At 47.3% G+C, this 12,632-nt stretch carries 14 protein-coding genes; all 14 read left to right on the forward strand.

The genetic code is table 11. From position 1 onward, the window contains the following. Positions 1–3: 3 nt before the first annotated feature. The 14 genes from DTO96_RS06980 to DTO96_RS07045 all read left to right on the forward strand — a co-directional run bounded on the left by DTO96_RS06980 (position 4) and on the right by DTO96_RS07045 (position 12,632). Positions 4–519, forward strand: a complete 516-nt coding sequence (locus DTO96_RS06980) for a type IV pilus modification PilV family protein (RefSeq protein WP_157964360.1) — start codon at positions 4–6, stop codon at positions 517–519. Further along, entirely contained in the window at positions 519–1,274 is a 756-nt protein-coding gene (locus DTO96_RS06985) for a prepilin-type N-terminal cleavage/methylation domain-containing protein (protein WP_192878969.1), read from the forward strand. The genes DTO96_RS06980 and DTO96_RS06985 overlap by 1 nt, the downstream gene beginning before the upstream one ends. 10 nt (positions 1,275–1,284) lie before the next feature. Continuing rightward, entirely contained in the window at positions 1,285–1,818 is a 534-nt protein-coding gene (locus DTO96_RS06990; protein WP_157964362.1) for a hypothetical protein, read from the forward strand. 4 nt (positions 1,819–1,822) lie between these two features. Then, the gene (locus DTO96_RS06995) at positions 1,823–2,227 is read left to right on the forward strand and encodes a type IV pilin protein (RefSeq protein WP_114563963.1); all 405 of its coding nucleotides are present in this window, start codon (positions 1,823–1,825) and stop codon (positions 2,225–2,227) included. A gap of 124 nt (positions 2,228–2,351) precedes the next feature. Beyond that, the gene (aroC, locus tag DTO96_RS07000) at positions 2,352–3,455 is read left to right on the forward strand and encodes a chorismate synthase (protein ID WP_114563964.1); all 1,104 of its coding nucleotides are present in this window, start codon (positions 2,352–2,354) and stop codon (positions 3,453–3,455) included. 3 nt (positions 3,456–3,458) lie between these two features. Then, positions 3,459–4,286: a M48 family metallopeptidase gene (locus DTO96_RS07005; RefSeq protein WP_114562840.1), complete on the forward strand. Its 828-nt coding sequence runs from the start codon at positions 3,459–3,461 to the stop codon at positions 4,284–4,286. A 42-nt stretch (positions 4,287–4,328) separates the two neighbouring features. Beyond that, complete coding sequence (gene leuC / locus DTO96_RS07010; RefSeq protein ID WP_114562841.1) at positions 4,329–5,744, forward strand: 3-isopropylmalate dehydratase large subunit; 1,416 nt, start codon at positions 4,329–4,331, stop codon at positions 5,742–5,744. 94 nt (positions 5,745–5,838) lie between these two features. Then, positions 5,839–6,018 (forward strand): entericidin, encoded by a 180-nt coding sequence (locus tag DTO96_RS07015; protein WP_114562842.1) that lies wholly within the window; start codon positions 5,839–5,841, stop codon positions 6,016–6,018. A 115-nt stretch (positions 6,019–6,133) separates the two neighbouring features. Next, positions 6,134–6,778, forward strand: a complete 645-nt coding sequence (gene leuD / locus DTO96_RS07020; protein WP_114562843.1) for a 3-isopropylmalate dehydratase small subunit — start codon at positions 6,134–6,136, stop codon at positions 6,776–6,778. A 58-nt stretch (positions 6,779–6,836) separates the two neighbouring features. Next, positions 6,837–7,916: a 3-isopropylmalate dehydrogenase gene (leuB, locus tag DTO96_RS07025; RefSeq protein ID WP_114562844.1), complete on the forward strand. Its 1,080-nt coding sequence runs from the start codon at positions 6,837–6,839 to the stop codon at positions 7,914–7,916. An 82-nt stretch (positions 7,917–7,998) separates the two neighbouring features. Next, entirely contained in the window at positions 7,999–9,060 is a 1,062-nt protein-coding gene (locus tag DTO96_RS07030) for a ParA family protein (protein ID WP_225972448.1), read from the forward strand. A 135-nt stretch (positions 9,061–9,195) separates the two neighbouring features. Further along, a complete protein-coding gene (locus DTO96_RS07035) occupies positions 9,196–9,900 on the forward strand; it encodes a class I SAM-dependent methyltransferase (RefSeq protein WP_114562846.1) in 705 nt (234 codons plus the stop codon). 67 nt (positions 9,901–9,967) lie between these two features. After that, positions 9,968–11,089 (forward strand): aspartate-semialdehyde dehydrogenase, encoded by a 1,122-nt coding sequence (asd, locus tag DTO96_RS07040; RefSeq protein ID WP_114562847.1) that lies wholly within the window; start codon positions 9,968–9,970, stop codon positions 11,087–11,089. Between the two features lie 112 nt (positions 11,090–11,201). After that, a complete protein-coding gene (locus DTO96_RS07045; protein ID WP_114562848.1) occupies positions 11,202–12,632 on the forward strand; it encodes a type IV pilus assembly protein FimV in 1,431 nt (476 codons plus the stop codon).

Consider the following 12,632-nt stretch of genomic DNA (forward strand, 5'->3'; position numbering starts at 1 on the left):
GTCATGATGAAAGAAAAAAACAATCACTTGAAAGATCAAAAAGGATTCAGCTTAATCGAGGTGTTGGTGGCAACATTGATTGCTGCTGTGGCGATTGGGGCGACCATGATCATTCATGCCAACAACCTTCGGCAGGTTTCGGATACCTCCGAATTGGCGAGGGCAGAACTGGTTCTTGTTAACATGGTGAGTCGCATGCAAGTAAACAATCAGGAGCTGGCCGCAAATACATACAGCGGTACGTGGTTTGCTGCGGCGGTGACTCCACCCTTATGTGTGGGATGTACGCCCGCACAAATTGCCCTTCTGTATGATGTCCCCATGTGGCAGTCGCAAGCATTTGAGGCTGGTTTAATAGGTGCACGCTTAAGGATTGCTCCCGTTGGCGCAGCAAACGCGGTGTGGAGTGTGCAAATGGACTGGCCTGCCCATGCCCCTGCAAACGTGGTACAAAGAGCCCCATGTGTGGTGGTGGCAGCCAATCATTGCGTTTCAATGTTATTGAGGGTTGGGCCGTGATGTTTACATCTCAATCGACACGAAAAAAGTTCAAGCAAAGTGGGTTCACTTTGCTTGAACTGCTGATTTCGGTGCTGCTGATGTTGGGTATTGTGATTGCCGTCCAACGTTATGTTGCGGGTGTGGTGGTGGATCAAACCGTTGTGCAATTGCGTCAAGATCAATCATCACAGGTTCAAATTTCGTTGAGTAACTTAAAACGCGATGTTGCGCAAGCAGGCTCTTATCCTTTCGCAACCACAGCAGGGGTAGCTTTGTTTGCCCCTGCCCAGATGAATGTTTTGAAGGTTGGGGTCAGTATTGCGCCATGCACCGCGGCCAATTGTGTTGGAAGCCAATTGAATGTGGCCTCTGTTGTGCCTGTCGCGCAAGCCAGAGATTGTCATGGTAATGCCATTCAATACACTGCAGCGAATGGTTTGCTGAATAATGGATGGGTGTTTGTTTACAATCAATATGCCTTTCAACGCAACGGCACTTTACTTGACTTGACTTGTCTTGGCAATGGCGCAGCACCTGCTTTTGGTTGGAGGGATATTTTAAGTGGTGTTGTGGGTGCTCAGTTTAACCAAACCAACATCAATGGTGTTGCCCGTCTCATTGGTTTGTGCATTGTGACGTCGGATGCCAGCGGTCTGAACGATGGTTCGGCCACATTGACCGATTGTGCGGGCAACGGCCTTCCCGCTGGTGCTGTTTTTTATAAAACCCGCATTGACATGCCTGTGAACAATTATTCCTTCACGGCAAACTAGGTTGTTTAAATTGTTAACATCATACGTTTTTCCTTTTAAAAAAAATCAGCGCGGTTTTGCGCTGATTGTGGTGTTGATCACACTGCTGATCTTGGCTGGCGTGGTGGCCAGCATGCTTAGAGGGCAAACCTTAAAGCTTAGAGAGACGGGTGGTTATTTTGTAATGAATGAGCAGGCTTTGGTATCGCATAATGCCCATCGAGCGTGTTTGCTTATCGTGAAAAATGCATTTAAATCGAATGCAGCTGCTGTCTTCAATTGGACTCCAACCGTTTCCGTGCCCAATGGTACTTGTACAGTTGTTGCTGCAGTACCCGTTCCTTTGCTCGGTGGTGCGCCTGTATTTTGGCAGCAACCCAACTTGATTGTAACGACCACTGCGAACGGCTTGTTAGAAACATCAGAGATTTTGTATCCCGCATGCAATCTGTTCAATGTGGGGTGTGTGCAAAGCGCAGCGGTCATTACCTTAAGTAATGGGGCTGTTGTTTCTCCTCTGATTTTGCAGGGTGGTGCTGTGCAAGTTGGATGGCGAGGGCCTTGATCAAATGAAATCGAAATCATCCAAATCTCAGAATGGATTTACTTTGCTGGAATTGTTGGTGGTGATTGCCATCATCGGCGTGTTGTCGTCTTTGGCGGTTGGGCGCTACCAAGACTACATCATCAGTTCAAACCGTCATGCGGCACAAACAAGGCTGTTGATGGCGCAACAAGCCATGGAGCGTTATTTTTTACGCGCCAATACTTATGTGGGGGCGGCACTGCCCGCATTGGATCCCAATGAGCCTTATGTTCTTGCTTTTGCTGCAGGCTTTCCAACGGCAACGACTTATCAAATATCTGCTAGACAAACTGGGCTTCCTGATCTAGATTGTGGGACTTTAAGTATTAACGAAACGGGGCAGAGATTTTCCACAGGAGCTTTACCTTTGGGTGATTGTTGGCGATGACCAAATCAAGTTTGATGACCAAGGCCCGCAGCTTTTGCTCGCGGGTCTCGTTTTATGTGAAAAAATGGGCTACAATGTGGGGCATATTTGTGCATTGCACATTCAATTATTCTTAAGGTTTATCATGGCAGGCAGCACTTTTGGACAACTTTTTAGTGTCACTAACTTTGGCGAATCTCATGGGCCCGCGATCGGCTGCGTGATCGATGGTTGCCCTCCAGGTTTGGCATTGTCGGCGGAAGACATTCAGCCTGATTTAGACCGCCGTCGTCCGGGGACATCACGCCATGTGACGCAACGACAAGAAGCGGATCAAGTCGAAATTTTATCTGGGGTGTTTGAGGGCAAAACCACAGGCACGCCCATTGCGTTGTTGATTCGCAATCAAGACCAGCGCAGCGGTGATTATGGCAATATTGCCGTGCAGTTTCGTCCCGGTCATGCCGATTACACCTATTGGCATAAATACGGCATCCGCGATTACCGTGGTGGTGGCCGCTCTTCAGCGCGCCTAACCGCACCAATGGTGGCAGCAGGTGCGGTGGCCAAAAAATGGTTGAAAGAAAAATTTGGTACCGAGGTGATGGGCTGCATGACCGCATTGGGTGATGTTCACATTCCATTCCAAGATTGGGATCATGTCGCTCAGAACCCATTTTTTGCACCCAATAATGAGATTGTGCCTGAATTAGAAGCTTATATGGATGCCTTGCGCCGTTCAGGTGATTCTGTCGGGGCGCGTTTAATGGTGGGGGCAACCAATGTGCCCGTTGGCTTGGGTGCGCCTTTGTTTGATAAGCTCGATGCAGACATTGCTTACGCCATGATGGGTGTGAATGCGGTCAAAGGCGTTGAAATGGGTGATGGTTTTGATGTGGTCGCGCAACGTGGTTCGCAGCATGGGGATGAAATGCCACCATCGGGCTTTAAATCGAATCATGCGGGTGGGGTGCTCGGCGGTATTTCGACAGGCCAGCCCATCGTCGTGCACGTTGCCATTAAGCCCACTTCGTCGATTCGTATTCCACGTGAGAGCATGGACATCCATGGCCATCCCGCCACCGTTGAGACCTTTGGACGGCATGACCCATGCGTGGGCATTCGCGCAACACCTATTTTGGAAGCCATGCTGGCTTTGGTTTTGATGGATCACGCGTTATTGCATCGCGCGCAGAATGGCGATGTCAGTGTTTCAACCCCAGTATTACATTTACAACACGGAGAGTGAGCAATGACTTTTTTGACTTCAAAAACAGCAGCTGCGATTGCAGTGTCTTTGACTTTAGCGGCGTGCGGTACACAGCAAACAACCACCACGGGCAGTGCTGTTGGTGTTGAGCGCAAGCAAACTTTTTCAATTTCATCTGAAGCGATTAATACACAGGCGGCACAAAGCTACACTGAAATGGTTGCTCAAGCGCGCACCAAAGGAGCGCTCAATAAAGATGCGGCACTGACCGCTCGCGTGCGTGGCATTGCCAACCGTTTGATTGCAAAAGCACCTGTTTTGCGCCCTGATTCAAAATCATGGGCGTGGGAAGTCAATGTGTTTGCAGATAACGAAATCAATGCGTTTTGCTTTCCAGGCGGTAAAATTGGGGTGTACAGCGGTTTGATTTCACGTTTGAATTTGACCGATGACGAAATCGCTCAAGTAATGGGGCATGAGATTGCCCACGCTTTGCGTGAGCACACTCGCGAACAGCAATCACGTGAACAAGGCATCGGTCTTGTTTCAGGCGTGATTGGCGCCGTGGGTGAAGCATATGGTCTATCCAATGTGGGGCAGATTGCATCAATTGGGGCTGATTTGGGTTTCAATTTGCCATTCAGTCGCGCACATGAAACAGAGGCAGATCAGTTGGGCATCGAATTGGCTGCACGTGCGGGATACAATCCTGACGCAGCTGTGACGCTGTGGGACAAAATGCAACGCGTAGAAGGCGGAGAAATCCCTCAGATTTTGAGCACGCACCCCAACTCAGGTAACCGTCAAGCTTCATTGCGTGTACTGGCTGAAAAAGTTCGCCCTTTGTACCTCGCAGCGAAGAAAAAATAACTTTTAAATTTTAATATCAATCATTGGTAAGTTTGGATTTTCATGAAAACCTTATACGACAAATTGTGGGACATGCACGTCATTCGTGCTGAGGATGACGGCACCGCGCTCATTTACATTGACCGACAACTTTTACACGAAGTCACCAGCCCACAAGCTTTTGAAGGCTTGCGCTTGGCTTCGCGTCCTGTATGGCGTTTGAATGCAAATCTTGCGGTGTGTGATCACAATGTGCCCACAACCGATCGTTCACAAGGCAATGCAGGGATTGTGGATCCCATTTCACGAATTCAAGTGGAAACCTTGGACAGCAATTGTGATGCCTTTGGGATTACAGAGTTCAAAATCAACGACATCCGTCAAGGCATCGTGCACGTGATTGGCCCTGAGCAAGGTGCAACATTGCCCGGCATGACGATTGTGTGCGGTGATTCGCACACATCGACGCATGGTGCAATGGGTGCATTGGCATTTGGCATTGGCACTTCTGAGGTTGAGCACGTGCTGGCCACACAAGCCATGATGATGAAAAAAGCCAAAAACATGTTGGTACAAGTCGATGGTGCCTTGCCTGCGGGCTGCACGGCCAAAGACATCGTGCTGGCTGTGATTGGCGAAATTGGCACAGCGGGTGGTACAGGCTATACCATTGAATTTGCAGGCTCTGCGATTCGTGCATTGAGCATGGAAGGGCGCATGACCATTTGCAATATGGCGATTGAAGCGGGCGCACGTGCGGGTTTGGTTGCGGTTGATGACGTCACGATCAATTACATGAAAAACCGTCCTTTCGGCCCACAAGGTGCAGAATTTGACATGGCGGCTGAGTTTTGGCGAACCTTGCGCTCGGATGATGGCGCGAAGTTCGATGCCGTGATTAAATTGCAAGCTGAACTCATTAAACCGCAGGTGACATGGGGCACTTCACCTGAAATGGTGGTCGCCATTGATGCCAATGTGCCGGATCCTGAACTTGAAAAAGACCCCGTGAAACGCGACGCGATGGAGCGTGCATTGATTTACATGGGTTTAGAGCCACGCGTGCCGATGACATCGATCAATGTGGACAAAATTTTTATTGGCTCATGCACCAACAGCCGCATCGAAGACATGCGCGCTGCGGCATGGGTGGTCAAACGTTTGGGTAAAAAAGTGGCTGGCAATGTCAAATTGGCCTTGGTCGTGCCTGGCTCTGGTTTGGTCAAAGCACAGGCAGAAGCCGAAGGCTTGGATGTCATTTTTAAAAATGCGGGATTTGAGTGGCGTGAACCGGGTTGCTCCATGTGCTTGGCGATGAATGCCGATCGCCTCGAATCAGGCGAACGTTGTGCGTCGACATCAAACCGAAATTTCGAAGGTCGCCAAGGTGCAGGTGGACGCACCCACTTGGTCAGCCCTGCGATGGCTGCTGCGGCAGCGATTGAAGGGCATTTTGTGGATGTCCGTGCATTGGCGTAAGATTAAATTATCAACACCGTACGAAATGTGGCCATGTTTTTTTGGTAGAGTGGTTTCTGCGGTACTGTTCAAAACTTTTTTGAAGGAAAATGAAATGCGTAAAATGTTAATCTTAAGTGTTTTAGCCTCTTTGGCCTTGACAGGCTGCAACACATTTAAAGGCTTTACCAATGGTTTAGGCAAGGATGTTTCGGCTGTGGGCGGTGCGGTCAAAAATGGTGGCGATTATGTTCAAGAGAAAGTGCCAGCACCCGCAACCACATCAGGCTATTGAGACCTGTTTTGTATTAATCGTTTCACATCTGTTTGTCTTGTTTTGAAACGCATTGCTGCATTGCGCTGCAATGCGTTTCCCATTTATATTAGTTGACCTATTGGCTGGAAAATCCATGGATAAATTCACCGTACATAAGGGGCTCGTCGCTCCGCTGGATCGCGAAAATGTTGATACCGACGCGATCATCCCCAAACAGTTTTTAAAGTCCATCGCCCGCACGGGTTTTGGCGATAACCTGTTCGATGAATGGCGCTATCTCGATGTGGGTCAGCCAGGGCAAGACAACACAAACCGTCCGATCAACCCTGATTTTGTGCTCAATCAAGCGCGCTATCAAGGCGCAAGTGTGTTGATTGCGCGTGATAATTTTGGTTGTGGCTCATCACGTGAGCATGCACCTTGGGCGTTGCAACAATACGGTTTCCGTGCGGTCATCGCACCATCGTTCGCCGATATTTTCTTTAACAACTGTTATAAAAACGGTTTGTTGCCCATCGTATTGACCGCAGCACAAGTGGACAAATTGTTTCATTTGACAGCGGGTTTTGTGGGCTTTGAAGTGACCATTGATTTGCCAGAGCAAGTCGTGCGTGCCGGCGATGATGCCTTCCCCTTTGAGATCAGTGCTTTTCGCAAATACTGTTTGACCAATGGTTTTGACGACATTGGTTTGACTTTGCGTCATGCCGAAGAAATTAAACAATTTGAAGCCGCGCATTTGACGCGCTTCCCTTGGTTGAACCACCGCGCTTTATAATGATTCGTCCAATGTTTTGGACGATAGACTGAATTTAAAATAACTTTTGGTACTGACAATGACTCAAAATATTCTTCTCTTGCCAGGTGATGGCATTGGCCCCGAAATCATGGCACAAGCCGTCCGCGTGCTTGAACGACTCAAATCCGATGGCTTAGACATCGCATGGGACAACGCGTTGATCGGTGGCTGTGCCGTGGATGCGACAGGCGTGCCTTTCCCACAAGAAACCCAAGACAAAGCGTTGGCCGCAGATGCAGTCTTGCTGGCTGCAGTGGGCGGTCCTCAATATGACGTGTTGCCACGTGAGCAACGCCCAGAACGTGGCTTGTTGGCCATTCGCAAAGTCATGAATGTGTTTTCTAATTTGCGCCCAGCTTTGGTGTACCCTGAGTTGGTCGAAGCCTCAACATTAAAACCCGAAGTCATTTCAGGTTTGGACATCATCATCGTTCGAGAGCTGGTGGGTGACATTTATTTTGGCGAACCACGCGGCATCGAAATGCGCGATACAGAGTTTGGCAACGAACGTGTCGGCTACAACACCATGGTTTACAGCGAATCAGAAATTCGCCGCATCGCCCACAGCGCGTTCAAAACTGCACAAAAACGTGCGAAAAAACTGTGTTCAGTCGATAAAATGAATGTGCTCGAAGCGACGCAACTCTGGCGTGACGTGGTCATCGAAGTGTCCGCTGAATATCCCGATGTTGAATTAAGTCACATGCTGGTTGACAATGCCGCCATGCAACTGGTGCGCAATCCGAAGCAATTTGACGTGATGGTCACGGGCAATATGTTCGGTGATATTTTGTCCGATGCCGCATCCATGCTCACGGGTTCGATCGGCATGTTGCCATCGGCTTCATTGGATGCCAATGGCAAAGGTTTGTACGAACCCATTCACGGCTCTGCACCTGACATCGCAGGTAAAAATTTAGCCAATCCATTGGCCATGATTTTATCCGTCGCCATGATGCTGCGTCACAGTTTGAATCAAGTCGCCGCCGCCGACCGTGTCGATAGCGCAGTGAAACAAGTACTTGCGCAAGGCTACCGCACGGGTGACATCATGACCGAAGGCGGCAAAAAGGTTGGTACTGTTGAGATGGGTGATGCGGTGTTGGCAGTTTTGTGATCTTGGTTTTTTATGCGATTTATTAACAGTAATAAAAGTAAGCTAGTTACAATTAAGCACTTTTTACATTGTTTTGGAGAATATGATGGCAATTTATGCAATTTGGAATAATAAAGGCGGAGTTGGTAAAAGTTACTTAACTTTTCAGATCGCAGCGGAATACGCCTTAAAAAACCCAAATAAAAAAGTCTTGGTTGTTGATTTGTGCCCTCAAGCCAATTCTTCCACAATGTTATTAGGTGGTATGGAAAATGGTGAGAGTGTTCTTGAAACAATTCATTCTAATATTGAAAAACGAAAAACAATATCGGGTTACATTGATGAACGGATTGTTAGTCCGTATATCTCTCCAAAAACAGGTGCTAATTATTTGACTCAAGTTCAAAATTACAATACTGAGATACCCTCTAATTTGTACTTGTTAGTTGGCGATGAGCAGTTAGAGAATCAAGCCTCAAAAATTTATGGCGCATCTATCAATGGACCAGATGATGCATGGCGAATTGTGCATTTGTGGATTAAAGATTTAATCAATGATGTGCAAAATTATTGGGGTGAAGGCAATGCGGTTTTCATTGACTGTAATCCAAGTTTTACAATTTATACAGAACTTGCGCTTATGGCATCGGATCGCTTGCTGATTCCATTTTCTGCAGATGGTTCATCTAAGCGAGCGGTAAAGGCTGTTTTGTCTTTGCTATACGGAATTACTCGTTATTCGGGTGAAAGACAGTCTGATTTCTTTCTTGAGTCAGAAAAATACAAAATGGCGTTGCCGCAAATTTATATGTATATAGGCAATCGGTTAACACAAATGAACAACAGTTCTGCATCTGCATTTAAAACGGTAGTCAACACCATTGGTGATGAAATCTATGCCGTTTGGCAACGGCATGCTAAATACTTTGCGACTCATCCGAGTGGTGCTGTAACACCGAGTAGTAAAAAAACATTTAAACAAATGTTTCAATTTGAAGTGAATGATGCAAATACTGCATCTGTCGTGTCCAGCGCAAAAGGGATCCCAATTGCCAATTTAAGTCACGGTTTTCACAGTGTGGCAGGTAAAAAAATAATGGTTAATCAAACGCAACTGGATAAACAAATTCCTAATGTTCAGGAGCTGGTGACTTCAATTGAGTGAATGTAGTTTTGGCGGGTTTGTAGTTTGTTGGTCATAAAGATGATTTGAAATACCAAAATATCTTGGATACCTTGGAGTAAGTAAAAGTAATTGATGCGAATTTCTGTAGTTTGATCTTTTTAAAGGGATGGGGAAATGACAACAGTGACCACAGTGCATGAAAATGATTTTTTGCTACAATTCATTAAAGAACGTGGGGTTCTCAGCTCAGAAGATGCGCTGTCACATTATTTGGCCAATGGTCGTGATTCTGCTGAAAAACTCAATCGCATCATTCAAGATTTGAATGTTAAGCAATCTTTTGAATTTTTGGACTTTGCTTCGGGTTATGGCATGGTGGCTCGACATTATGCCACTGTCATGCCTCAAGCGCGGGTGACCACATGTGACATTCACCCTGAAGCCAATGCGTTTAACCATGAACAATTTGGATTTGACACCATTCAATCGCAATCTGTGCCTGAAGAGTTAAGGGTTGAGCGGCAGTTTGATGTGGTGTTCACTTTGTCGTTTTTTTCGCATATTTCAGATGCCTATTTTTCCCGGTGGTTGTTGCGTTTGTATCAGTTGGTCAAGCCAGGTGGGTACCTGATTTTCACGACACATGGACGCGTCACCAGTAATTATGTGTTGGGTAAAAATCAAATTATTTTTTATCCTGACAGTGAGCAAAAGGATTTGGAAGGACAATATTACGGCACTGCGTATACACATCCCAGCTATGTGATGGATAAAGTGTCGGATTTACACGTGTATTCACCTGTGCGCTTTGAGCTGTTTAAAGAAGGTTTTTGGTGGGGGCATCAAGATTTATATGTGCTGGGTAAAATGGCACAGTGAAGATGAAGTTTAGGGGCTGATTTCTGTCGGCTTGGTTTTTTAAGTTATTGTTTAATTGGAGTAAATGATGCAACGAGTGGGTTTAGTGGGTTGGCGCGGGATGGTGGGTTCAGTGTTGATGGATCGTATGCTGCAAGAAAATGATTTTGCACATTTTGAACCTGTATTTTTTAGCACGTCTAATGCAGGTGGTGCTGCGCCAACGTTTGCAAAGTCGGATGGCGTGTTGCATGACGGCAATAGCATTGATGCCCTCAAAACTTGCGACATCATTATTTCATGCCAAGGTGGCGACTACACGACACAGGTTTTTGAGCCTTTGCGTGCGGCGGGTTGGAATGGCTATTGGATTGACGCGGCTTCAACTTTGCGCATGGAAGACAATGCGATCATTGTGCTCGATCCTGTGAATATGAATGTGATTAAAGACGGCTTGAGTAAAGGCGTTAAAAACTACGTCGGTGGTAATTGCACGGTGAGTTTGATGATGATGGCTTTGGATGGTTTGTTCAAAGCCGATTTAATCGACTGGATGACTTCAATGACGTATCAAGCGGCTTCGGGCGGTGGTGCGGCGAATATGCGTGAGTTGATTTCTCAAATGGGTATTTTGAATGCAGAAGTGGCGGATTTGTTGGCGGATCCTCGTTCAAGCATCCTTGAGATTGATCGTAAAATTGCGGCAAAAATGCGCGAGCCTGATTATCCTGCTGAGCATTTTGGTGTGCCGCTTGCAGGTGGTTTGATTCCTTGGATCGACAAAGATTTGGGCAATGGTCAAACCAAAGAAGAATGGAAGGGCGCTGCTGAAACCAATAAAATCCTGGGTAAAACAGCAGGCCAAGCTGGCTTTATCAATGTTGAGGGTTTGTGCGTGCGCATCGGTGCGATGCGTTGCCACAGTCAAGCATTGACGATCAAATTGAAAAAAGACGTGCCGTTGGATGAAATCAATGACATGTTGGCGAAAGCGAATGATTGGGTTAAAGTGGTACCCAATGAGCGCACAGTCAGCATGCAAGAGCTCACACCAACTGCTGTAACTGGCACAATGACTGTACCTGTCGGTCGTTTGCGCAAAATGGCAATGGGCGGTGATTATTTGTCAGCATTCACTGTGGGTGACCAATTGTTGTGGGGTGCTGCTGAACCCTTGCGCCGCATGTTGCGCATTGTATTGGCATCGTAACGCTGCATCAAGATTGTTCCCGCTCTGAGTCACAGCAGTGGTTGAAGCAAATCACTAAATGCCGTCATTTTGGATGGGTCTAAAATGACGGCTCACTATTTTTGAGATGACCATGAATACACCGCGATTGTCGAAATTCAAATTGAATGTTGTGCTGCACATTTCAGCCGCTGCTGCTGTTGCTTCGTCTTTGGTGTGTTTGCCCTCGGTGTACGCGCAAGAGGTCAAACCAGCAGCCCCAACGCTTGGTGTGGATGGCTCTGTGACCATGATCATTCGTAAGGGACACAATGTGCGTGAGATTGCCAAAAGGTATTCACGCGCGCACAATGTGCCGTTTAACGCGACTTTAACGGGGTTGTTGGCTGCAAATCCGAATGCTTTTATTAAAAATGATCCCGATGTCTTGATCATTGGGGCACCGTTTGTTTTACCAAGTCGGGCACAATTGCTTGGTTTGCAACCTTTGAATGCTATTAATGCAGCCAAAGCTGAGGTTGCGACACCAACGGCTGGCGTGCCAGATGAAAAAAAAGCCGTAGAAACGATGCCAGTGCCCGCTGCAGCATCAACGGTTAACACTTCAAACGCACCGGCCATAGTGACGGCGGGTACTGCCGATGGCGCGAAATCAAATTTGGATTCGACGCTGCCCATGCCGATTTGGGCGATGTGCCTCATAGCGATTGCTTTGTTGATGTTGTGTGTGCGGATGTTTCGTCGCTCCGCACAGGAACCGCTTTTGGATGTGGATGAAGACAAAGATCAAAAATCATCGACCCTCAACCCACCGACGGTTCATGTGGATTTGACAAAAAAAGAGGTTGAGGTGAGCCCGTTTGAACACAGCTCATCTGATGACAACGTGCAGGCCAACGATGCGGATCAACACTCACCTGCTTTGAGCGCTGTGGACAATCAAGCGGGTGTGAAGGAGAAAGATTTTGAGCGGGTTGAATTTGAATCCAATTTGTTGGAGGGGGCGCAGATTAAAATGGTTCAGCGTGCTGCGATAACGAGTCTATCGGCTGTTGAACCATCGATCAGCACGACTCATCCCGCTTTTTCACATAATACGTTTGGCAATGTGAATCTTGAAGCCATCGCAGCAGATACAAGCGTTGAAGCCGATCTCGCCGCAGAGACCGATCACATCATTGAAGCCCAAACCGTTGAACAGATTGCAATTGAAACACCTTCAATGAACGCCATCACGCCAAAAAATGGAACAATCGTGCCTTTGAGCAAAGGACTTGATTTGGACGTTTCAGGCTTTATGAAACGTTACACCAATCAAATGCCGCCCATGCGCGTGCAACCATCGCTTGATTTTGAAGATTTGTTGGATCGTGCCCATTTACAGGCGTGGTTGAATCAAAATACACCTGAAGATGTGTTGTTGCATGCGCAAGACGCGCATGAAGAACGTTATGGCGAAGTGGCTGAGGCCATGTTGGCGGATGTGTTGTTCCGTGGTGACGCTGAACAGTGTGCCATGGCCGTTCGCTTGCGCAAAGAGTGGTCAACACCAAGGCCTTTATAA

This window comes from Ephemeroptericola cinctiostellae (assembly GCF_003339525.1).
Taxonomy (GTDB): Bacteria; Pseudomonadota; Gammaproteobacteria; order Burkholderiales; family Burkholderiaceae; genus Hydromonas; species Hydromonas cinctiostellae.